The sequence below is a fragment of the Streptomyces sp. NPDC024698 genome (assembly GCF_055559015.1).
Genome location: NZ_JBVHLK010000011.1, coordinates 49,847 through 72,629 on the forward strand (window position 1 = coordinate 49,847; position 22,783 = coordinate 72,629).

The window sequence follows — 22,783 nt, forward strand, 5'->3', positions numbered from 1 at the left end:
AATGGTGTCATGGTGCGAACCCCCCTGACCCCCGAAGAGCGCGAACGCGGCGAGCGGCTCGGGCAACTGCTGCGCGTGGCCCGCGGCGGCCGCAGCATGGCGGACGTCGCCGGGGTGGCCGGGATCTCCGCGGAGACCCTGCGCAAGATCGAGACCGGGCGGGCGCCCACACCGGCCTTCTTCACGGTCGCGGCGCTCGCACGTGCCCTCGGGCTCTCGATGGACGAGATCGTCGTGAGGTGCGCGCTGGTGCCGGTGGCCTGAAGGGCGTACGCGCCCCCGCTCGGCCCATGGGTGACCCGGGGGCGGCTCGTCGGTCGGCCGATCCGCCGATCGATCCGCTGACCAGTCCGCCGGCCGATGTGTCGACGAGGCGGGCGGTTCGGCCGGCCGACCGGTGCTGAGAAATTGTTGAATTCATTGACCGTTCCCTTGTCGTCTACGCGCGTAGTCACTAGCCTCCGGCCATGTCGAACACCAACGCCCGCTCCGGCGTGGCGACTTCGGGTCAGCCGGCGCTCGGCGAGGCGCGGTCCTCCGCTCCGGCGGAACCCGTCCCGGGCGCTCGCCCGCTCACCCGCACGTTCGGGCGCGGACGCCGTGCGCGTACCGTCGTACGGCTCGTCTGCACCGATCTCGACGGGACCCTGCTCGACTCGGCAGGCGCCATCCGCGCACGCACCCTGAGCACGCTCGCCGAGGCGGGACGGGCGGAGGTCGCCGTGGTGGGGGTGACCGGACGGCCCGTCCGCGACACCCTGGACCTGGCCCGGCGCTACGGCCTCACCGGTCCGGTGGTGTGCAGCAACGGCGCGGTGACCGTGGACGCCGCCTCCGGGCGGCTGCTGGACTGCCGCGGATTCGGCCCCGGCGGCGCGGAGCGCGTCCTGCGCGCGATCCGTGACGCGGTGCCCGGGGTCGCGCTGGGGGTCGACTCGGTGTCCGGGCTCCGTCTGGAGACGGCGTTCGTGCGGCTGGTGCCGAACGACTGGCGCCGTACGGTGCTGGAGGGTGTGTCGGCGCCGGGGAGCGCGGACCCGGTGGTCAAGATCCTCGCCGCCCATCCGATGCTCCTCGTCGACGAACTGGCCGCGCTGATCGGCTCGGTCGTCGACGACCGGGCGGTGATCACGAGGTCCACCGGTGACTTCCTCGAACTGTCCGCGCCCGGCGTGGACAAGGGGGAGGCGCTGCGGTCGCTCGCCGAGCGGAACGGCCTTCCGCTGGAACACACCGCGGCGGTCGGCGACATGCCCAACGACATCCCGATGCTGCGTGCCGCCGGGCTGGCCGCCGCCGTCGCCAACGCTCACGAGGACACCCTCCGGGCCGCCGACATCGTGCTGCCCAGCAACGACGACGAGGGGGTCGCCGCCCTCATCCGGCTCGTGCTGCCCCGCGCGTCTGCGGTGGAGGCCTGCCGCATCTGAGGGCGCGGCGGTGGCGGCCGTGGTGGCCCGAGGGTCCGGATGCGGGCCCGAGGGCGTGTCCAGGCGTGCGCCCCGGGCTGCGTCCGGGCGTGCGCCCCCTGCTGTGCGGGCGTGCCGGTGTGCGCCCGCGCGGCGCTTCGACGCGCCCCCTCGGTGCACGTCGGGGAGGCCGTGCCGAAAACTCCCCGTAGTCGATCCGTAACACGACTGGTGTTTCGTGTCGGGTCGAAGTGCTCACGTCGGGCGGGGAGTTGGGTAATGGACGTAGGACAACTCCCGGTACAGGTGCTGGAGTTCGCGCGGTACCTGAACGGGCTGGTGGGGCGGCTCGACCGGGGCGGCTGGTACGGAGTCTTCTGGCACCGCGACCCTGAAGGGATGCGGGCCTGCCTCGAAGGCCGCGAGATGCCACCGTGGGACGTCGTGGAGGCGCTCCTCCAGGACGTCCTCACGCAGTACGGGGAGCGTGCCGCCGCCCAGGAGACGGTACGGGCCCGGGCGCTGTACGAGGCGTCGCTGGCGGCGTACGACGTCCGTCCCGGCGGCCGGGAGGCCCTCGGCGACCGTCTGGACGTCATGCTCCGCGAACAGCGGTACGCCGCCGAACGCCGGGCCGAACTGGACGGGCGGATCGCGGCGTCGGCCTCCCGCGCGGAGGCCGAGGCGATCGGAGTGGACCTCGCCTGGGCCGAGGACGACCACGAACGGGCCGTCGCCCGCTGCGCCGAACTGCGCCACCGCATGGACGACGTCGACCGCCGGCTCCGTCACGCCCGTGCGCAGGGCGCGCCGAACGTCCCGCCCGCGGCGGCGGGGAACGGCGCGTGGCCGCGGCAGCCGGAGAACTGGGCCGACGCGTCGCAGGAGCACCCGGCCGGGCACCACCCGGCGGACGGGAGCCGACCTGGCCGGGACCTGGCGGCGGGCGGCGGGTCCGGCGGCGGAGGTGCCCCGCGGGGCGAGGGGGACCTGTCCGGTGGCGACGGTGTCTCCTGGGGCGTGGGGGACGCGTCCGGAGGGGGAGGGATCACGCGTGGCGCGGGGAACCCGTCCGGGGGTGGAGGTGTCCTGCGGGGTGTGGGGGACGTGCCCGGAGGTGGCGGTGGCCCGTGGGGCCGGGAGGCGGGTGTGCCCGACGCGAACTCCGGTGTGCGTTCCGGCGCGCACGCCGGCGTGCACGGCGCCGGAGCCGAGTGGGCCGGTCATGATTCCGGGCTCGGTTCCGGCGTGGAGCCGGGTGGCGGCTCGCGTGCGACGGCCGCCGATCCGGCGACCGGGCCCCGGCCGCCGTCGACGGACCAGGTGCCGAGCGGCCACGATCACCCCGGCCCCCGCCCCACGGGCATGGTGACGGGCGGCGCCGCACAGCCCATGGCCCGGCCCGCGCCCCACGCACCGACCCGCGACCCGCGACCGGACCACCCGCCGACGGCCCCCCTTCCGACGGTCAGCCCGACGGCGGGCGCCCTGCCGGGCGGCGCGCGGGCAGGGGGCCCGGCCGCCGCGCCCGCCCCGGCGTACGACGGGACCCCGCCCGAGGCTCACCTGTCGCCGCCCCAGGCGAAGCGGTCCAAGCGGCGTCGGCGCGGGGGCGCGCGGTTCGCCGGCATGGTGGAGACGGACGTGGCACCCGTGGCCGTACCGCAGCCCGCTCCCGTGCTGCCCGCGGCACCCGCGCCGGGCAGGCGCACGCCCCGTGGCGCGCGTTTCGCGGGAGCGGCCGAGGAACCCGTGAGCCCGCGCCCGACGGCCGTGCCGGAGCCGTTGGACGCGGACGCGCGCCGACTCACCGCGGGGACCGTCGCGTCGCTCACGCGGCTGCGGAGCGAGGGCCGCAGCGGCGAGGCGCACGCCCTGCTCGTCGAAGCGGCGTACTGGCCCCCCGCCCGCTTCCCCCTGCTCGCCGCCGAACTGCACCGCGCCGGGCTCGACGCCGACTGGGCCACCCTGCTCTGGGAGGCGGCCTCGCTGCCCGCCGGCCGTCTCGTCGCCGCGGCCGACGCGCTCACCGCCGCCGGCCGCACCGGCGACGGCCACCAGATGCTGCGCCAGGGCGCCGTCAGGCCCGCGCCCGAGATCGGCGCCGCGGTGCTCGGCCTCGCCGACGAGGGCCGCGGACGCGAGATCAGCGCTCTCCTCGACGCGTACGTCCGCGTGCGTACTCCGGAGGAGGCGGCCCGTAGCGTCGAGGTGGACCCGGAGCGCCTCGTACCTCTCCTTCTCCGGGCGGCCCGGGGCGTGTCAGAGGAATGCCAGTGGGACCTGGTCCACGCCCTGCGCGTCGCCGGGTTCACGACCTGACGGCGGCGCGGTGCGGGGGCGTACCGCAGGGCGGCGGTGATGCCGCCGGTCTCCGCACCGGAGCCCCTGCCCGCCCGCCCGGGATGCCTCTCCCGGCCGCGTCCGGGCTCCCTCGTGCGCCCGCGTGCGCGGGCGCACGCGCGCCCCCCGGTCGGCCGTACCTCCGGCTCCACCGGCCACGTCACTCACCCGTGAGGGTCAGAAACGTGATCGACTCAGCGGGTTAACGACGATGGTCTTGGCAAGGCTGTCCGGGGGGCTTACTTTCGAGCCTCTACAGCCTTTGTCTACGGGCGTAGAGGCTCTCTGACGTCCCGTCGAAGGAGCAGCTCATGGGCAACGTCGTACGTGCCGCCCTGGTCCAGGCCACCTGGACCGGCGACACCGCATCCATGGTCGCCAAGCACGAGGAACACGCCCGTGAGGCGGCCCGGCAGGGTGCGAAGGTCATCGGGTTCCAGGAAGTCTTCAACGCCCCCTATTTCTGCCAGGTCCAGGAGCCGGAGCACTACGCCTGGGCGGAGCCGGTCCCCGAGGGGCCCACCGTCACCCGGATGCGGGAGCTCGCGCGCGAGACCGGCATGGTGATCGTCGTGCCCGTGTTCGAGGTCGAGCAGTCCGGCTTCTACTACAACACCGCGGCCGTGATCGACGCCGACGGCACCTACCTCGGCAAGTACCGCAAGCACCACATCCCGCAGGTGAAGGGCTTCTGGGAGAAGTACTACTTCAAGCCCGGCAATCTGGGCTGGCCCGTCTTCGACACGGCGGTCGGCCGGATCGGCGTCTACATCTGCTACGACCGCCACTTCCCCGAAGGCTGGCGGCAACTCGGTCTGAACGGCGCCCAGCTCGTCTACAACCCCTCCGCCACCTCCCGCGGCCTCTCCGCCCACCTCTGGCAGCTGGAACAGCCCGCGGCGGCCGTCGCCAACGAGTACTTCATCGCCGCGATCAACCGGGTCGGCCAGGAGGAGTACGGCGACAACGACTTCTACGGGACCTCGTACTTCGTCGACCCGCGCGGACAGTTCGTCGGTGACCGCGCGAGCGACAAGGGCGAGGAACTCCTCGTCCGGGACCTGGACTTCGGGCTCATCGAGGAAGTCCGCCAGCAGTGGGCGTTCTACCGCGACCGGCGCCCCGACGCCTACGAAGGGCTGGTGCAGCCATGACCGACCTGTACACCCGCCACCAGGCCGTCCTGCCCGACTGGCTCGCCGTCTACTACAAGGACCCGATCGAGATCACCCACGGCGAGGGCCGGTACGTCTGGGACGCCAAGGGCAACAAGTACCTCGACTTCTTCGGCGGCATCCTCACCACGATGACCGCGCACGCCCTGCCCGAGGTGACGAAGGCGGTCAGCGAGCAGGCCGGCCGGATCATCCACTCCTCGACGCTCTACCTCAACCGGCCGATGGTCGAACTCGCCGAGCGCGTCGCGCAGTTGTCCGGCATTCCCGACGCGCGCGTCTTCTTCACCACCTCCGGCACCGAGGCCAACGACACAGCCCTGCTGCTCGCCACCGCCCACCGCCGCAGCAACCAGATCCTCGCCATGCGCAACAGCTACCACGGCCGGTCGTTCAGCGCGGTCGGGATCACCGGCAACAAGGGCTGGTCACCCACTTCCCTGTCGCCGCTCCAGACGCTGTACGTGCACGGCGGCGTGCGCACCCGCGGCCCCTACGCCGACCTGGACGACGCTTCCTTCGTCGCGGCCTGTGTCGAGGACCTGAGGGACCTGCTCGGCCATGTCCGCCCGCCCGCCGCGCTGATCGCCGAACCCGTCCAGGGCGTCGGAGGCTTCACCGCACCGCCGGACGGCCTCTACGCGGCCTTCCGCGAGGTCCTCGACGAGCACGGCGTCCTCTGGATCTCCGACGAGGTCCAGACGGGCTGGGGCCGCACCGGCGAGCACTTCTGGGGCTGGCAGGCCCACGCCGCCTCCGGGCCGCCCGACATGCTCACCTTCGCCAAGGGCATCGGCAACGGCATGTCCATCGGCGGAGTCGTGGCCCGCGCCGAGATCATGAACAGCCTCGACTCCAACTCGATCTCGACCTTCGGCGGTTCACCGGTCACGATGGCGGCGGGGCTCGCGAACCTCACCTACCTCCTCGAACACGACCTCCAGGGCAACGCCCGGCGCGTCGGCGGTCTGCTCATCGAACGGCTCCGGGCGGTCGCCGCGCAGTTCGACGGCGTACGCGAGGTGCGCGGGCGCGGGCTGATGATCGGCATCGAGCTGGTGGTGCCCGGCACCGACCGCGCGAACCCCGAAGCGGCCGCGGCCGTACTCGAAGCGGCCCGCGAGGAAGGCCTGTTGATCGGCAAGGGCGGCGGTCACGACACCAGTGTGCTGCGCATCGCGCCGCCGCTCTCCCTGACCGTCGCGGAGGCGGAGGAGGGCGCGTCGATCCTCGAACGTGCCCTGAGGCGGGCCCAGTAACGGATGAGCGAGGGCGGGTGAGCCGAAGGGGCGGTGGTCTCGAAGGCCCGGCGCGAAAGGACCCGAGGGTCCCGCCACGCGCCGAGGTCCCGAGACCGCCCGCAGCGCCACGGAGGCGAACCGAGCCACGGACAAAGGGGAACGCCGCCATGACCACCGCCTTGGAACCCGCCCTCTCGGTACGCCAGGTCCTCGCCCTGGACCGGGTGCTCGCCGGAGAGCCGGAGGTGGTGGCCGGCGCCGGCCACCTCGACCGCTCCGTCCGCTGGGTGCACGTCGCCGAGGCGGCCGACGTGGGCGTCATGCTCAGCGGCGGCGAGATGGTCCTGACCACCGGCGTGCTGCTCGCCGGTGACCCCGACGCCCAGACCGAGTACATCCGTTCGCTGCACCGCGCCGAGGCCGCGGCCGTCGTCCTCGGACTCGGCCGGGCCTTCCCGGCGCCCCCGGACGTGATGCGCCGGGCCGCCGAACGCTGCGGGCTGCCGATGGTGGTGCTCCACCGTCCTTTCCCCTTCGCCGAGTTGACGGAGGAGGTCCAGTCCCGGCTGGTGCGGCAGAAGTTCGCGGCCGTGAGCCTCTCCGAGACCGTACGCACCGCGCTCACCGGGCTGATCACCACCGGTGCCCCGCTCCAGCGCCTGCTCGACGAGATCGCCGTGCACGCCGCCTGCCCCGTCGTCGTCACCAACCTCGCCCACCGGGTGCTCGCCACCGCCGGTGAGCGCTCCGCCGTCGACGACGTCCTGCGTGACTGGGACCGCATCGCCCGGCAGGCATGGGGGTACCACCCAGGCTGTTCAGGCACCGGGGCAGGCAGTGAGGGCGACGGATGGATCCGCGCCGAACTGGGCGGTCGGGGAGAGCGATGGGGCCGGATCGTGCTGTGCGGCCACCGGGGCGACGCGGCGACCGGGCGGCTGCTCGCCGACCGTGCCGCCGAGGCCCTGATCCTGCACCGCATGCTCGCGGGCCCCGCCCACTCCTGGGAGGAGGAGTCGGCGCAGGGCCTGCTGACCGACCTGGTGAGCGGGGTCGTACCGGCCCGCCAGCTCCTGCCGCGGGCGCGCGCCGCCGGGCTCCCGGTGAACCGCCGCACCTTCGTCCCGCTGGTCGTACGGGGCGGCGACCCGGCTCAACTCGACCGTGTGCTCCGGCTGCTGGGGCTGCCGGGGCTCGTCGCCGACCTGTCCGACGGGGCCACCGCCCTGCTGCTCAGCCTCCCGCGCGACCAGGACGCGGAGGCACTGGCCGAGCACTTCGCCGTGCGGCTGCGGCACGAGACCGGGACGCCCGCGACCGTGGCCGCCGCCGCACCCCGTACCGCCTGGGACGACGTGCCCTCCGGGCTGCGTGAGGCCCTCCATGTCGCCGAGGCCGCCGCCGGCACCCCCGCCGACGGGGACGGGCCCGCACTGGTCAGGCTGCGGGACGTCCATCTGCGCGGTCTCGTCCGGCTGCTCCGGGACGACCCGCACGTCCAGTCCTTCGCGGAACGCGAACTGGACGGCCTGCTCTGCGGCCCCGAGGCGGACCCGCGGCTGCTGCCCGTCCTGCGGACCTACCTCGCCACCGGCCGCAACAAGTCGCGCACCGCCGAGCTCCACCACGTCAGCCGGCCCGCGCTCTACCGCCGTCTGGAGGCCATACAGGCCCGGCTCGGTGTCGACCTCGACGACTTCGAACAGGCAGCCTCCGTCCACATCGCCCTGCTCGCGCACGACGCGCAACAGCGGTGAGACACGGAACCACTCGGGCGCGACACGGGAGAACACGGAGGTGACACCGTGGAACGGCACAGCACTTCGGACGTGACACGGTGCAACTCAAAGAAAGCGCCAGGACTTTCTAGTCTCCTCGCACACCGAGCGACCGGAGGTCCCGATGAGCAGAGTGATCCGCGCCGCCGTCTTCCAGACCGCATGGACCGGCGACAAGGAATCGATGATCCAGGTCCACGAGCAGGCGGCCCGCGACGCGGCCGCGCAGGGCGCCCAAGTCCTGTGCTTCCAGGAGCTGTTCTACGGACCGTACTTCTGCCAGGTGCAGGACAAGGAGTTCTACGCCTACGCCGAGCAGATCCCCGAGGGTCCCATCGTGCGGCGCTTCCAGGCGCTGGCGAAGGAACTGGGCCTCGTCCTGGTGCTGCCGATGTACGAGGAGGAACAGCCCGGAGTCCTGTACAACACGGCGGCCGTGATCGACGCCGACGGCTCCTACCTGGGCAAGTACCGCAAGACCCACATTCCCCAAGTGCCGGGATTCTGGGAGAAGTTCTACTTCCGGCCCGGGAACTCCGGCTGGCCCGTGTTCGACACGGCCGTCGGCCGGATCGGCGTCTACATCTGCTACGACCGGCACTTCCCGGAAGGCTGGCGTGCGCTCGGTCTCGCGGGTGCCGAGATCGTCTTCAACCCGTCGGCCACCTCGCGCGGACTGTCCGGCTACCTCTGGCAGCTGGAACAGCCGGCCGCGGCCGTCGCCAACGAGTACTTCGTGGGGGCGATCAACCGGGTCGGGCAGGAGGAGTACGGCGACAACGACTTCTACGGGACCTCCTACTTCGTGGACCCCGAAGCGCAGTTCGTCGGCGAGGTGGCGAGCGACAAGGAGAGCGAACTCGTCGTCCGGGACCTGGACATGGCGAGGCTCCGCGAGGTCCGCGACCGCTGGCAGTTCTACCGCGACCGCGCCCCGGGCGCGTACGGGCCGCTGACCGCGCCCTGACCCTCCCGACCGGGCACGCTCCAGTCCGCCGTGCCGCGGGTCCCGCGATCCGAGCGCGAGGCCCGCGGCACGGCACCCGGCACACGCCGTCCCGCGCACCACCCCACGGGCCCCCTCGCCGGGACGCGGTGACGGCCCCGGCCCCCGACAGCCCCGCAAGGCCCCCAGCGCACGTACGACCGGAAGGAGAGGGAGCATGAGCCGTACCGTCATCCGGGGTGGTCTCGTCATCACCGCGTCCGACGAGATCCACGCCGACGTCCTGATCGAGGACGGCCGGATCGCCGCCCTCGCCGCGACGGGCACGCCCGCGGCCCAGTCGTGGACGGCAGAGAGGGCCATCGACGCCACCGGCAAGTACGTGATCCCGGGCGGTGTCGACGCCCACACCCACATGGAGCTGCCCTTCGGCGGCACCTTCGCCTCCGACACCTTCGAGACCGGTACCCGGGCCGCCGCCTGGGGCGGTACGACCACCATCATCGACTTCGCCGTCCAGAGCGTCGGCCGTTCCCTGCGGGAGGGCCTGGACGCCTGGAACGCCAAGGCCGACGGCAACTGCGCCATCGACTACGGCTTCCACATGATCGTCTCCGATGTGAACCAGGAGACGCTCAAGGAGATGGACCTGCTCGTCGAGGAAGGGGTCACCTCCTTCAAGCAGTTCATGGCCTACCCCGGCGTCTTCTACAGCGACGACGGCCAGATCCTGCGCGCCATGCAGCGCTCCGCCGAGAACGGCGGCCTGATCATGATGCACGCCGAGAACGGCATCGCGATCGACGTGCTCGTCGAACAGGCACTGGCCCGCGGCGAGACCGACCCGCGCTTCCACGGAGAGGTGCGCAAGGCGCTCCTCGAAGCCGAGGCCACCCATCGCGCCATCAAGCTCGCCCAGGTCGCGGGCGCCCCGCTCTACGTCGTGCACGTCTCGGCGACCGAGGCCGTCGCCGAGATCACCCGAGCGCGCGACGAGGGCCTGAACGTCTTCGGCGAGACCTGCCCCCAGTACCTGTTCCTGTCGACCGACAACCTCGCGGAGCCCGACTTCGAGGGCGCCAAGTACGTGTGCAGCACGCCCCTTCGGCCCAAGGAGCACCAAGCGGCCCTGTGGCGCGGTCTGCGCACCAACGACCTCCAGGTCGTCTCGACGGACCACTGCCCGTTCTGCTTCACCGGCCAGAAGGAACTGGGCCGCGGCGACTTCTCGAAGATCCCCAACGGCCTTCCCGGCGTGGAGAACCGCATGGATCTCCTGCACCAGGCCGTCGTCGACGGGCACATCTCCCGGCGCCGCTGGATCGAGATCGCGTGCGCCACGCCGGCCCGGATGTTCGGCCTGTACCCCAAGAAGGGAACCATCGCCCCCGGTGCCGACGCCGACGTCGTCATCTACGACCCGCACGCCGAGCAGACGCTGTCGGCCGAGACCCACCACATGAACGTCGACTACTCGGCGTACGAGGGCAGGCGCGTCACCGGACGGGTCGAGACCGTGCTGTCGCGCGGCGAGATGGTCATCACCGACCGGGAGTTCACCGGACGCGCGGGCCACGGTGTCTACACCCCCCGTTCCACCTGTCAGTACCTTCTCTGAGCGACCAGGAGTGGCGCCATGGACTTCGGACTCGTCCTTCAGACAGACCCCCCGGCCTCCCGTGTCATCGACCTGATGAAGCGGGCCGAGGCCAACGGCTTCACGTACGGCTGGACCTTCGACTCGGCCGTGCTGTGGCAGGAACCGTTCGTGATCTACAGTCAGATCCTGGCCAATACGGAGAAGTTGACGGTCGGCCCGATGGTCACCAACCCGGGCACCCGCACCTGGGAGGTCACCGCCTCCACCTTCGCGACCCTCAACGACATGTACGGCAACCGCACGGTGTGCGGGATCGGGCGCGGCGACTCGGCGATGCGCGTCGCCGGACGCAAGCCCAACACGCTCGCCCGGATCAGCGGCGCGATGAAGGTCATCCGCGCGCTCGGCCGGGGCGAGGAGGCCGACCTCGGCGGCACCGTGGTCAAGTTCCCCTGGGTCAGGCCGGGTGCCGAACTGCCGGTCTGGATGGCCGCGTACGGTCCGAAGGCGCTGAAGATGACGGGGGAGGAGGCCGACGGCTTCATCCTCCAGCTCGCGGACCTCTATCTCACCGAGTACATGGTCAAGGCCGTGAAGGACGCGGCGGCCGGGGCCGGGCGCGATCCCGCCGAGGTGAAGATCTGCGTGGCCGCGCCCGCGTACATCACCGAGGACGACTCGCCCGAGGCGCTCGCCCACGCACGCGATCAGTGCCGCTGGTTCGGCGGCATGGTCGGCAACCACGTCGCCGACCTGGTCTCCAAGTACGGCGAGCACTCGGCGGCCGTACCCGACGAACTCACGGACTACATCAAGGCCCGTGAGGGCTACGACTACTCCCACCACGGACGGACCGACAACCCCGACACCGCGTTCGTGCCCGACGAGATCGTCGAACGGTTCTGTCTGATCGGCCCCGCCGAGCGGCACATCGAGAAGCTGAACGCTCTGCGCGCGCTGGGCGTCGACCAGTTCGCGCTCTACGACATGCACGATGCCCAGGAGGCCACGATCGACGCGTACGGAACGCGGGTCATCCCCGGCGTCAACGGGCGGTAGCCGAAGGCCGATCCCCTCAGTCGTCCCCTTCCCGCCGTCCCGGGAAGGGGATCAGGGCGCTCTGTGCGTACCCCCCACTCCGTCCCCCGCGCGGCCTTTCCCGTTCACTCCTCATTGATTGGCCTGCCCATGACAGAAATAGTCTCCCCGGGCGCCCCGCCCGCCGGACAAGTCACGCTCCCCGACGGCCGGGTGGAGATCGCACCCGACGCTCCCGCGCCCACCGGCCCCTACGCCAACGACGACCTGCTGCCGGTCCCGGTCGAGAAGCGCACCTGGACCACGTACAACTTCTCCGCCCTGTGGGTCGGCATGGCCCACAACACCGCTTCCTGGACGCTGGCTTCGGGCCTGATCGCCGTCGGCATGGACTGGAAGCAGGCCGTCCTCACCATCGCGCTCGCCAACCTGATCGTGCTGGTCCCGATGCTGCTCACCGGACACGCGGGCCCCAAGTACGGCATCCCCTTCCCCGTCTTCGCCCGCGCCTCCTTCGGCGTCCGTGGCGCCAACCTGCCCGCCGTCGTGCGGGCGTTGGTGGCGTGCGGCTGGTTCGGCATCCAGACCTGGATCGGCGGCGAGGCGATCTACTTCCTCGCGGGCAAGCTCTTCGGCGACAGCTGGGCGAACGCCTCCGAGATCGGCGGCCACGCGTGGACGATGTGGCTGTCGTTCGCCGTCTTCTGGGTGCTCCAGGTCGCCATCATCTACCGGGGGATGGAGACGATCCGCCGGTTCGAGAACTGGGCCGCGCCCTTCGTCCTCGTCGGCGCGGGCGTGATGCTGTGGTGGATGAGCAGCAAGGCCGGCGGCTTCGGGCCGCTGCTCGACCAGCCGTCGAAGCTCGGCTGGGGCGGGGGCTTCTGGAAGCTGTTCTGGCCCTCGCTCATGGGCATGATCGGCTTCTGGTCCACCCTGTCGCTGAACATCCCGGACTTCACCCGCTACGGCAGGAGCCAGAAGGCGCAGACGGTCGGGCAGGCCCTGGGGCTTCCGACCACCATGACGCTCTTCGCCTTCCTGTCCGTCATGGTCACCTCGGGTTCGCAGGCCGTCTACGGCAAGGCGATCTGGGACCCGGTCCAGCTGGCCGCGAAGACCGACAACGTGGTCGGCATCGTCTTCGCGCTGGTCACCGTGCTGGTCGCCACGCTGTCCGTGAACATCGCGGCGAACCTCGTCTCCCCGGCCTTCGACTTCTCCAACATCGCCCCGCGAAGGATCAACTTCCGGGCCGGCGCGCTCACCACGTGCGTCCTCGGCGTGCTGATCTTCCCGTGGAAGCTGTACTCCGACCCCCAGGGCTACATCTTCACCTGGCTGGGCCTGGTCGGCGGTCTGCTGGGGACGGTCGCCGGCATCCTCATCGCCGACTACTGGATCCTGCGCCGCACCCGGCTCGACCTCGCCGATCTCTACCGTACGGGCGGCCGGTACTGGTACGACGGCGGCTGGAACTGGCGCGCCGTGGCCGCTTTCGTCACCGGGGGTGTCCTCGCCGTCGGCGGCGCGGACTTCCATCCCCTGATCGACGGACGGCCCATCCCGGCGCTCAAGTCGCTCGCCGACTACGGATGGGCGGTCGGCCTCGGCACGTCGATGGTGCTCTACCTGGTCCTGATGCTGTCACGCGGAAAGGACGCGGCCGCGGCCTGACCGCGGCGAGCGAAGGGCGGTCAGGCCTTCTGGCCGCCCTTCAGCGTCGCCGTCGCGTCCTTTGCGGCCTTGATGGCACCCTTGTTGATCTCGTCGCTGCCGGGTGCCTTCTTGGTCTCGAAGTCGCTGCCGTTGTACGTGACGACCACCAGCGCGTTGGCCGCCCGGACGATCACCACGCCCTCACGGGTGTCCTGCTTGTCCTCCGTGCTGATATTGACCACGGAGTAGGCCTCGTCGCCGACGCCCGGCACCGCCCCGCCGCCGCTCTTGTCGGCGACGCGTTCCTTGTAGGCCTTCTCCGCCGCGGCGTTCGACTCCTTGATCTCGTACGAGACGTCGAGCCAGCGGTAGTCGAAGCCCTTCAGGGCGTTCCACGAGCAGGTGCGGCGCACCGCCTTGTCGGTCGAGGCGATCTCCTGGCCGGCCGTCTTGGCGCCGGGGACCAGGGACTTGATCGTCGCGAGCTGAATGCCGGTGCACGGGGCGGGCGACGCGGCGAACGTCTTGACGGCGGCGGAGGCCGAAGGAGCCGACGGCGAGTCGGATGTCTGTTTCTGCGTCGATTTGTCCTCGGCGTTGGGGGTCGCTTCGGACGGGCCCGTTGCCAGGGCCCAGCCCGCGGAGGCGAGCAGAGCGACCGGCAAAAGGCGCGCGGCGAGCGCGAGCGGCAGAGGAAGAGAACCCAAAGCGCACTTCTCGTGGGGGATGGTGCGGAGGAGGTCCGCACTGCGGACGGGACGCCAGTGTCACATGAGACGCGATGGTGCGGAAGGGCCGACGGGCGGCATGCCCGTGTGATGGCAGCGACTCACCTTGGCGCCGATTGACTGAAGCTGCGACAAGATGTCCGCTTTGTTCGACGCGGTGATCACCGTCTTCTCTGTATCGCATCACTTGGTGGTCGTTTCGTGCGGGGACCCGGCGGCGCCGGGTGCTGCGCTCCGGCTGCGCGACGGGGAGGGAGCCTGATCGTCGGCCTTTCAACTCGCCCTGTGCGTAAGGGAATCGGGAGCAGGAGTGCGTGCCGGAGCAGACGGGACGATGCCCTTCGCGGAGCTTCCGTGCCATGATCGGCGCATGATCGCGACGAACCGGCGACGAGCCGGCGCGGCAGCCCCCGCCGGACCTTGGGCCCGGTCCGAAGTCCGCACCGTCTCCTTACCTGCGGGCGGTGCCGCTTCCCGTGCCGCCGTGCGCCGGGGGGCGTGGGCGCGCCCGGTCCTGGTCCTCGGTCTGGTCGCGACGGCCGTCAGCGGGTGCGGTCTGTCCGCGGAGATCGACCGTGAGCGCGACCCCGGGCGGACCTCCGTACCGGACCCGGTCCCGAGCGTCGTCGGGACCGATGCCGCTCACCTCCCGCGGCCGTCCGGCGGTTCCACCGACGGCTCGCTCGTCATCGAGGTGCCCGAGCCGTCGAGGGCGGCGCCCTCCGGAGCCGTGCCGACACAGCAGGCCCGCGGCTGCCCGCCGTCCGGCCTGCGCCTCGGCACCGGAGCCGTCGACGCGGCCATGGGCCTGCGCGGCATGACCCTGACCCTCACCGACTGCGGCGAGCGGCCCTACGAGGTGAACGGATACCCGGCCGTCCTCCATGTGCTCGCCCCGGACGGCGCCCCGATCACGGGCGTGCACACCGTGACCGGGACCGACAAGGTGTTCATGGCCCCCGCCGATCCGGGCCCCAAGCCCTTCACGCTCCACCCGGGACAGAGCGCGCAGGCGTCCGTGTACTGGCGGATGGCGGCCCAGGAGGGGGCGTATCTGCGGATCGCACCCCAACGGGGGCAGCCCGCCGTCACCCTGTGGCTGCCCGACCCCCTCGACATCGGGCCCGAGAACACGCTGGGAGCCACGGCCTGGGCACCCCTTCCCCGAACCGGGCCCACGGCCACTCCCTGAACCGGACCCACGGCCGCTCCCTGAACCGGACCCACGGCCGCTCCCTGCCGTCCCGGTGCGGGGGGATGCCATAGTCGGGACCGAAGCCGATCGCTCCGTACCGTGAGGTGGCAGGCATGTTCACGACCCGACCCACCCTCCAGGGCACCTTCGGCATGGTGTCCTCCACGCACTGGCTCGCCTCGCAGTCCGCGATGGCCGTCCTGGAGAGCGGCGGCAACGCCTACGACGCCGCCGTCGCGGCCGGCTTCGTCCTGCACGTCGTGGAACCCCACCTCAACGGGCCCGCGGGCGAGGTCCCGATCGTCCTCGCTCCCGCGGACGGCCCGGTGAGGGTGCTGTGCGGGCAGGGCGCGTTCGACGCCTGGATGCTGCTCCTGCGCGACCACGGCACCCGGTCCCTGGCCGACGTCCTGAAGTACGCCGTCGGATACGCCGAGGACGGACACGCGCCCGTGGAACGCGTCGGCGAGACGGTGGAAGCCGTACGCGCGCTGTTCGAGACGGAGTGGACCTCCTCGGCCCAGGTGTACCTGCCGGACGGCAGGTCACCGCGCCCCGGCGAGCTGTTCCGCAATCCGGCCCTCGCCGCGACCTGGCGACGGCTGCTCGACGAGGTCTCCGGAGCGGGGGACCGGGTGGCCGAGATCGAGGCGGCCCGCGAGGTGTGGCGCTCCGGATTCATCGCCGAGGCGCTGGTACGGCAGGCCGCGCGGCCCACCATGGACACCAGCTGCGAGCGCCGCACCGGCACCCTGACCGCCGCCGACCTGGCGGGCTGGTCCGCAACCTACGAGGCCCCGGCGACGTACGACTGGCGGGGCTGGACCCTGTGCAAGGCGGGCCCCTGGAGCCAGGGTCCCGTCCTGCTCCAGCAACTGGCACTGCTCCCGCCGGAACTGCCCCGCTACGGTTCCGCCGCGTACGTCCACCTGCTCGTCGAAGGCTGCAAGCTCGCCATGGCCGACCGGGAGGCCTGGTACGGGGACGCGGCGGAGGTGCCGCTCGCCGAACTGCTGTCGGAGCCCTACAACGCGGCCCGGCGGGCACTCGTCGGGGACAAGGCCTCGTACGAACTGCGCCCCGGCGGTCCCGGCGGCCGGGAGCCGCGGCTGAGCGGGCACGCGTGCGGGGCGGCCGCCGGCGAGCCCGGTTTCGACGCCCTCGCGGTGCCGGGCGCCGGTGAGCCCACCATGGCCCGCGCGGCCGGGGACCCCGAGCCCGCGTCCGACGGCGGCACCCGGGGCGACACCTGCCACCTGGACGTCGTCGACCGCTGGGGCAACATGGTCGCCGCCACCCCCAGCGGCGGCTGGCTCCAGTCCAACCCGGTCGTCCCGGAACTGGGATTCCCGCTCGGCACCCGGCTCCAGATGGCTTGGCTGGAGGAAGGGCTGCCCAACTCCCTGACCCCGGGCCGCCGGCCGCGCACCACGCTCACGCCCTCCGTGGCCCTGCGCGACGGCGTCCCGGTGATGGCGTTCGGCACCCCGGGCGGCGACCAGCAGGACCAGTGGCAGACGCACTTCTTCCTGTCGGTGGCGCTGCGCCCGCGGGTGCGCGGCGGGCTCGACCTCCAGGGCGCGATCGATGCCCCGAACTGGCACAACGACAGTTTTCCCGGCTCCTTCTATCCGCGCGGCATGCTCCCGGGCAGTCTCACCGTCGAGTCCCGCATGGACGCCGAGGTCGTGGAGGACCTGCGCCGCAGGGGGCACGACGTCACGGTCGCCGGGGCCTGGTCCGAGGGACGGCTGTGCGCGGTGGCCCGCGACCCCGCCACCGGCGTGCTGTCGGCGGGAGCCAATCCGCGCGGGATGCAGGGGTACGCGGTCGGGCGGTGAGGCCGCGACGGCCTCCGCGACCATGACCGTCGTCGGCGTCGGCCTCGGTGAGCGTTACCGGCGGCGGTGAGTGTCACCGGCGTCACCGGGGTCACCGGGGTCGGCGGTGTCGGTGAGCGGCGTCGGCGGCAGTGATCGTTCCGCCCCGGGAATTCATGGTGATTCCACCCCGAGTACCCCGGAGGGGTGGGGATTGTCAGAGGGGCGTGCTGTCATGGAGCCATGATCGAAGACATCGAAACCATCGACGAGTTTCTCGCACACCGTGCGTCCGACGTGGAACACGCCATCCGCGCGGCCGCCGCCGCCGAGATCATGCCCCGGTTCCGGCAGCTCTCCGCCGACGAGATCGACCAGAAGTCCGGCCCGCACGACCTGGTGACGGACGCCGACCGGCTGGCCGAGAAGTACCTGACCGCGGCGCTCACCGAACTGCTGCCCGGCTCGGTCGTCGTCGGCGAGGAGGCGGTGCACGCCGACCCGGCCGTCTACGAGGCGATCCGCGGCACGGCGCCCGTCTGGATCGTCGACCCCGTCGACGGCACCCGGCAGTTCGTGCACGGCGACCCCGGGTTCTGCACACTGGTCGCGCTCGTGCTGGACGGCGTGGTGCGGGCCTCGTGGACGTACGCGCCCGCTCGCGGCCAGTTCGCCACCGCGATCCGGGGACAAGGGGCCGTGCTCGACGGCGTGCCGCTGCGGTCCGGTTCGCCCGAACCCGGCCGCGACCTCCACATAGCGACCTCGCACCCGGACTACACCACGGACGAGCAGAAGCGCGCGCTCCTCGGACTGTGGGTCGAGGGAGTCGCCCCGCGCCCGTGCGGTTCGGCGGGCCTTGAGTATCTCGCCATAGCACGCGGGGAGTTGGACGCCACGGCCTTCTCCTGGGAAGCCGCCTGGGACCACGCGGCGGGGCTGCTGCTGGTCGAGGAGGCGGGCGGCGCCCATCTGACGCTCGGCGGCGAGCCGTTCCGCGTCACCGGGGGCAACGCCCTGCCGTTCACGGCCGCCCGGGACGAGGTCACGGCCCGCCGGGTGACCGCCCTGCTGACGGCACAGCCCGCGTGGGTGGCGACCGGCGCCTGAGCGGGAGGTCCACGGCCCGCGCGGGGCCGTGTTCGCCTCCGATGACGGGCGCGAAGAACGGGGCGTGCGCTTCCAACCCCCCGTACCGCCAAGGCTGTCAGTCCTCCGGCATATCCTGATGTCCAGTGGCCGTCGGCTGACGAAGGAGTCCGAAGGTGCCGTCGATGCTCGATGCGGTCGTGGTGGGTGCGGGGCCGAACGGACTGACGGCTGCCGTGGAGCTGGCCCGCCGGGGTCTGTCGGTTGCCTTGTTCGAGGCCCGCGACACGGTGGGCGGGGGATCGCGCACCGAAGAGCTGACCCTGCCCGGGTTCCGGCACGACCCCTGTGCGGCGGCGCATCCGCTCGGCGTCAACTCGCCCGCCTTCCGTGCGATGCCCCTGGGGCGGTACGGCCTGGAGTGGCTGCACCCGGAGCTCCCCATGGCGCACCCGTTCAGGGACGGCTCGGCGGCGGTGCTCGCCCGGTCCGTGGCCGAGACGGCGGCCTCCTTCGGGCCCCGGGACGCGGGCGCGTACCGCAGGCTCGTCGCGCCGTTCCTGAGCAAGTGGGACACCCTGGCGCACGACTTCATGTCGCTGCCGCTGACCTCGCTGCCCCGGGACCCCGTCACCCTCGCCCGGTTCGGTCTGGCCGGGCTGCCGCCGTCGACCTGGCTGATGCGCCGCTTCCGCGACGAGCGGGCCAGAGCCCTGTTCGCGGGTCTGGTGGCGCATGTCATGGCGCCGCTGGAGGGTGTCGGCACCAGTGCCGTCGGCCTGGTCTTCGCGCTGGCCGCGCACGCCCGGGGCTGGCCCGTCGCCCGCGGCGGCTCCCAGTCCATCTCGGACGCGCTCGCCGCGTATCTCAAGGACCTGGGCGGCACCGTCCACACCGACTACGAGGTCAAGCGCCTGGACGACCTGCCCCCCGCGCGGGCGTACGTCTTCGACACCTCGCCCACGGCCCTGGCCCGTATCGCGGGCTTCGGGCGGTACTACGAGGGCTATCGGTACGGAGCGGCCGCATTCAAGATCGATTACGCGCTGGACGGGCCCGTGCCGTGGACCGCCGAGCGGGCCCGCGTCGCCGGGACCGTCCAGGTCGGCGCGAGCCGGGCGGAGATCGGCACCGCGCTGCGGGCCGCCTCGCGCGAGGGCCGGGCACCCGACGCGCCGTTCCTGATCACCGTGCAGCCGAGCGTCGTGGACCCGTCGCGCGCCCCCGAGGGCAAACACGTCTTCTGGGCGTACGGCCATGTCCCGAACGGCTGGACCGGAGACCTCACCGACGCGATCGAGCGCCAGCTGGAGCGGTTCGCGCCCGGCTTCCGCGACCGGGTGCTGGCCCGCGCGATCGCGGGACCGCCCGTCCTCGCGGCCCGCAACGCCAACTACGTGGGCGGGGACATTGCCTGCGGGGCCGCTTCCGGACTCCAGCTCCTGCTCCGCCCCAGACTGTCCCTGTCCCCGTACGCCACTCCGCACCCCGCCGTCTTCCTGTGCTCCTCGGCCACCCCGCCGGGCCCCGGGGTTCACGGGATGTCGGGACACAACGCGGCGAAGGCCGTATGGAGGAGGCTGAGGGAGTCATGACCACGATCACGCTGGTGAGGGGTGACATCACCCGGCAGAGCGTCGACGCCGTCGTCAACGCGGCGAACTCCTCACTGCTCGGCGGCGGAGGCGTCGACGGGGCCATTCACCGCCGCGGCGGCCCGGCCATCCTCGCCGAGTGCCGCAAGCTGCGCGCCGGTCACTACGGCAAGGGCCTGCCGACCGGCCGGGCGATCGCCACGACCGCCGGTGACCTCGACGCCCGCTGGGTGATCCACACGGTGGGTCCCCGCTATGCCCGGGAGGACGACCGGTCGGAGCTGCTGGCTTCCTGCTACCGCGAGTCGCTGCGGGTCGCGGACGAGCTCGGCGCCCGTACGGTCGCCTTCCCCGCCGTCTCCGCGGGCATCTACGGCTGGCCGATGGACGACGCGGCGCGCATCGCGGTGGAGACCGTCCGGGCGGCGCGGACCGATGTCGAGGAGGTCCGCTTCGTGCTCTTCGACGAACAGGCGTACGGCGCGTTCGCCGGGCAGCTGTGACCCCCGGCCGGGCGTCGGCTGTGACCCCCGGCCCACCGCTGACCGGGACCGCCTGACCGGCCAGGAGGCCGGCGCCGTGCCCTGACGGCCCGGGGCACAGGGGCTGGTCACAGGGGCAGTTCGACCACCAGCGGCCGGTGATCCGAGACCGGCGTGGCGGGAGCGCACCCTCCGACGGCCGCGCCCGCCGCGATCCCGCTGGCCAGCACATGGTCGAGCTGGACGACAGGGCGGTGCGCGGGATACGTGGGGGTGCGGGCCATGTCCCGCCAGCCGCGCGGCAGTGGCCCGCCGCCACCGGGCCGGGTCCTGGTGCGGTCCGGGCCGAGGGCCGCGCGGGGGAGCGCGCCGGGCAGATTGAAGTCGCCGAGGAGCACCCGTGGTCCGGGCAGGTCGGCGATCCAGGCACGGACGGCGCGCAGCTGGAGGAGGTTCCAGCCGGGCACGAACGACAGGTGCACCGCCACCACCGTGAACGGCCCGCGGCCTCCCTCCAGTACGGCTGCCAGCGCGGCCCGCGGCTGGTCCCTGGACACGGTGAGTCCTCGGTGTCCAGGCGTTCGCAGCGGCATGGGGACGGGCGCCGGTGCCAGCCGCCGTGCCCGCCAGTGCCGTACGGGCAGCCGGGACAGCAGGGCGATGCCGTGCGAGGGGACCCGGTCGCCCGCCTCCGCCTCGCGCGGCCCGTAGACCCTGAGGCCGGGGACCGACCGTTCCGGGACCCAGCCGCCGTCCGCCCTGGCCATGCCGTGGAAGGCGGACGCGTAGCGCCAGTACGGTGCGCCGGACCCGTCGGCCGCGGCGGACGCCTGGTCCACCGTGCCCGAGCGTTCCTGGAACCGGTCCACCTCCTGGAGCGCCACCACGTCGGCGTCCAGCGACGCCACGGCCCGCACGAGTGGCACCTCGGGGCCGCCCGGGTCCCGGACGGAGACGGGTCTGCCGTCCACCAGCGTCCGTCCGTGCAGCACGTTGAACGTCGCGAACCGCACCGGCCCGGAAGGTCGTGAACCCGGGTGAGCCGCCTCGGAAGGTGTCATGAGCGCGACGGTACTCGGGCCCCGGGGCCCGAGGGACGGGACGGGCTCCTGGGGGAGAGGGGGCAGGAGTGATCCCGCCGGGCGAATCGGGGCCACCGACGGGGGCGCGGGCCGGGGTGCGACCCGGCGGGGTCACAGACCGGGCAGTGTCTGCGCCAGCAGTCGCAGCAGGTCGCCCGTGGCGTCGGCCGCGCCCAGGGCGGGCAGGGCGCCGAGCGCGAGCACGGCCGCTCCGACGGACCTCACGACCGGCGGGGGAGCGGTCTGGAGCGCCGCGATCCGGCGGGTGACGGCGTGCTCGGAGAAGTGCAAGGCGCATCCGGGGCGGGCGCGCTGCGAGACGAGGGCGGCACGCGCCAGGGCGCGGGCCGTCGTCCGCCGGTCGCCGACGCTGCTCGCCGCCTCCTCGTCGGCCCATCGCTCCAGCAGGAAGGAGACGGTGTCGCGGACCGGGACGAGCAGCGGGTTCGCCGCCGCGGCCAGGGCCACGGCGGTGGACAGCGCCGCGTGCCGGTGCCGCAGATGGGCGCGCTCGTGGGCGAGCAGAACCCGTCGTTCGGCGGGCTCCAGGGCGCCCAGCATCGCGGCCGTGACCAGGATCCGGCCCGGCTTCCCGGGGATCGCGAACGCATGCGGGGTCGGCGAGGCCGCGACGACGAGCTCGCTGTCCGGCGGGTGCCCCTCGCACAGCTTGCGCAGGACGCGGCGGGTCGAGATCCGCGCTCGTACGACGCGAAGAAGCCGGTGGGTGATCACGGCGAGGGCGGCCATCGCCAGCACGGCCACGGTCTCCGGAACCGGCTCGGGCAGCGTCCGGCCCTCCTCACCGGCCTCGGCGATCACCGCCGGCGCCTGGTCGATCAGCGTGGCCCCGAGCAGCAGCAGCGCCCAGGTGGACGCGGCCGCGGTCAGCGCGGCGGCCGTGACGAGCACGCGGGCCGCCAGGGCGGGCGACACCCGCCTGCCGACGAGTGGGGCGATCGAGGTGAGGAGCAGGGCCAGTACGAGCGGAACGTAGACGTCGATCCTCATGGCCCGTTCCCTCCGAGGAGATCGCGCAGGGCTTCCTCCTCCTGGCGGCTGAGCCCGGTGACGAACTGCTGGAGGGCCGCGATCGGGTCGGGTCCGCGGTCGAGTGCCTCGTGCATGGCCTCGGCGGTCAGCTGGGCCGCGTTCTTCGCGGGGCGGTACGCGCCGCGCCGGCCGTCAACGTCCCGGAGCACAAGGCCCTTGTCGTACAGACGTTTGAGGATGGTGTGCACGGTGTTGTAGGCGAGGCCGCCGCCGATCTCGGCCTGGATCTCCGCGGGTGTCAGTGCGTCGTCTGTGGCCCACAGGGCGGCGAGGACTTCACTCTCCAGTTCGCCCGCGCTGCGCCGTTCCGCCCTTCCGTGGGGACCTGTGCCAGCCATGCCCGTCACCTTACAGCGCGTAGTCAAGACCGGAAGGGTGCCGGTCCGGGGGTGTGCGCCCGGGGGCGCCTCGAACGGTGGCGGTCGGGCAGATACCACCCCCGGGTATCGCCTCGGATGGCTGTCCCGTTCGGCCGCTTCTCCCGGCGGGCGGTAGTTTGTCCGTGATTCCACGGCTCCCGACCTCCCCCTACGTCTTGTAGGGTGATGAA

Annotated in this window: 19 protein-coding genes; 15 read left to right on the plus strand and 4 right to left on the minus strand. The window is 72.6% G+C overall.

The genetic code is table 11. The annotated features are described in order from the left end of the window. Positions 1-9: 9 nt before the first annotated feature. From ACZ4AA_RS23885 to ACZ4AA_RS23930, 10 genes are all read left to right on the plus strand, one after another. Positions 10-264 carry a helix-turn-helix domain-containing protein gene (locus ACZ4AA_RS23885; RefSeq protein WP_467606139.1) on the plus strand — a complete coding sequence of 85 codons (255 nt, stop codon included), beginning with the start codon at positions 10-12 and terminating at the stop codon, positions 262-264. Between the two features lie 203 nt (positions 265-467). Then, positions 468-1,430: an HAD family hydrolase gene (locus tag ACZ4AA_RS23890; RefSeq protein ID WP_467606142.1), complete on the plus strand. Its 963-nt coding sequence runs from the start codon at positions 468-470 to the stop codon at positions 1,428-1,430. A gap of 258 nt (positions 1,431-1,688) precedes the next feature. Then, positions 1,689-3,731 carry a hypothetical protein gene (locus ACZ4AA_RS23895; protein ID WP_467606145.1) on the plus strand — a complete coding sequence of 681 codons (2,043 nt, stop codon included), beginning with the start codon at positions 1,689-1,691 and terminating at the stop codon, positions 3,729-3,731. 332 nt (positions 3,732-4,063) lie between these two features. Beyond that, entirely contained in the window at positions 4,064-4,906 is an 843-nt protein-coding gene (locus ACZ4AA_RS23900) for a nitrilase-related carbon-nitrogen hydrolase (protein ID WP_467606148.1), read from the plus strand. Further along, positions 4,903-6,186, plus strand: a complete 1,284-nt coding sequence (locus ACZ4AA_RS23905; RefSeq protein ID WP_467606154.1) for an aspartate aminotransferase family protein — start codon at positions 4,903-4,905, stop codon at positions 6,184-6,186. Before ACZ4AA_RS23900 ends, ACZ4AA_RS23905 begins: the two co-directional genes overlap by 4 nt. 149 nt (positions 6,187-6,335) lie before the next feature. Beyond that, a complete protein-coding gene (locus ACZ4AA_RS23910; protein ID WP_467606157.1) occupies positions 6,336-7,925 on the plus strand; it encodes a PucR family transcriptional regulator in 1,590 nt (529 codons plus the stop codon). 145 nt (positions 7,926-8,070) lie between these two features. Further along, positions 8,071-8,913, plus strand: a complete 843-nt coding sequence (locus tag ACZ4AA_RS23915) for a nitrilase-related carbon-nitrogen hydrolase (RefSeq protein WP_037621540.1) — start codon at positions 8,071-8,073, stop codon at positions 8,911-8,913. 196 nt (positions 8,914-9,109) lie between these two features. Further along, complete coding sequence (hydA, locus tag ACZ4AA_RS23920; protein ID WP_467606167.1) at positions 9,110-10,510, plus strand: dihydropyrimidinase; 1,401 nt, start codon at positions 9,110-9,112, stop codon at positions 10,508-10,510. Between the two features lie 18 nt (positions 10,511-10,528). Next, on the plus strand, positions 10,529-11,551 hold the full coding sequence (locus tag ACZ4AA_RS23925) for a TIGR03842 family LLM class F420-dependent oxidoreductase (RefSeq protein ID WP_467606170.1): 1,023 nt from the start codon (positions 10,529-10,531) through the stop codon (positions 11,549-11,551). Positions 11,552-11,680: 129 nt separating this feature from the next. Beyond that, entirely contained in the window at positions 11,681-13,207 is a 1,527-nt protein-coding gene (locus ACZ4AA_RS23930; RefSeq protein ID WP_467606174.1) for an NCS1 family nucleobase:cation symporter-1, read from the plus strand. A gap of 20 nt (positions 13,208-13,227) precedes the next feature. On the opposite strand, the gene ACZ4AA_RS23935 is transcribed toward ACZ4AA_RS23930, so the two are convergent. Continuing rightward, entirely contained in the window at positions 13,228-13,896 is a 669-nt protein-coding gene (locus ACZ4AA_RS23935) for a hypothetical protein (RefSeq protein ID WP_467606178.1), read from the minus strand. Positions 13,897-14,287: 391 nt separating this feature from the next. Between ACZ4AA_RS23935 and ACZ4AA_RS23940 the strand changes: the two genes are divergently transcribed. The 5 genes from ACZ4AA_RS23940 to ACZ4AA_RS23960 all read left to right on the plus strand — a co-directional run bounded on the left by ACZ4AA_RS23940 (position 14,288) and on the right by ACZ4AA_RS23960 (position 20,119). Next, positions 14,288-15,109, plus strand: a complete 822-nt coding sequence (locus ACZ4AA_RS23940; protein ID WP_467606184.1) for a DUF4232 domain-containing protein — start codon at positions 14,288-14,290, stop codon at positions 15,107-15,109. A gap of 116 nt (positions 15,110-15,225) precedes the next feature. Continuing rightward, positions 15,226-16,953 (plus strand): gamma-glutamyltransferase family protein, encoded by a 1,728-nt coding sequence (locus tag ACZ4AA_RS23945; protein WP_467606189.1) that lies wholly within the window; start codon positions 15,226-15,228, stop codon positions 16,951-16,953. Positions 16,954-17,175: 222 nt separating this feature from the next. Continuing rightward, entirely contained in the window at positions 17,176-18,042 is an 867-nt protein-coding gene (locus tag ACZ4AA_RS23950) for an inositol monophosphatase family protein (RefSeq protein ID WP_467606193.1), read from the plus strand. A gap of 164 nt (positions 18,043-18,206) precedes the next feature. Further along, on the plus strand, positions 18,207-19,616 hold the full coding sequence (locus ACZ4AA_RS23955) for a phytoene desaturase family protein (RefSeq protein ID WP_467606196.1): 1,410 nt from the start codon (positions 18,207-18,209) through the stop codon (positions 19,614-19,616). After that, positions 19,613-20,119, plus strand: a complete 507-nt coding sequence (locus ACZ4AA_RS23960; protein WP_467606199.1) for an O-acetyl-ADP-ribose deacetylase — start codon at positions 19,613-19,615, stop codon at positions 20,117-20,119. The genes ACZ4AA_RS23955 and ACZ4AA_RS23960 overlap by 4 nt, the downstream gene beginning before the upstream one ends. 107 nt (positions 20,120-20,226) lie before the next feature. Here the strand turns inward: ACZ4AA_RS23960 and ACZ4AA_RS23965 are convergent, their stop codons facing one another. The 3 genes from ACZ4AA_RS23965 to ACZ4AA_RS23975 all read right to left on the minus strand — a co-directional run bounded on the left by ACZ4AA_RS23965 (position 20,227) and on the right by ACZ4AA_RS23975 (position 22,571). After that, complete coding sequence (locus tag ACZ4AA_RS23965; RefSeq protein WP_467606204.1) at positions 20,227-21,159, minus strand: endonuclease/exonuclease/phosphatase family protein; 933 nt, start codon at positions 21,157-21,159, stop codon at positions 20,227-20,229. A 132-nt stretch (positions 21,160-21,291) separates the two neighbouring features. Further along, positions 21,292-22,191 (minus strand): M48 family metalloprotease, encoded by a 900-nt coding sequence (locus ACZ4AA_RS23970; protein WP_467606206.1) that lies wholly within the window; start codon positions 22,189-22,191, stop codon positions 21,292-21,294. Beyond that, positions 22,188-22,571 (minus strand): BlaI/MecI/CopY family transcriptional regulator, encoded by a 384-nt coding sequence (locus ACZ4AA_RS23975; RefSeq protein WP_339132380.1) that lies wholly within the window; start codon positions 22,569-22,571, stop codon positions 22,188-22,190. Before ACZ4AA_RS23975 ends, ACZ4AA_RS23970 begins: the two co-directional genes overlap by 4 nt. Positions 22,572-22,783: the final 212 nt, after the last annotated feature.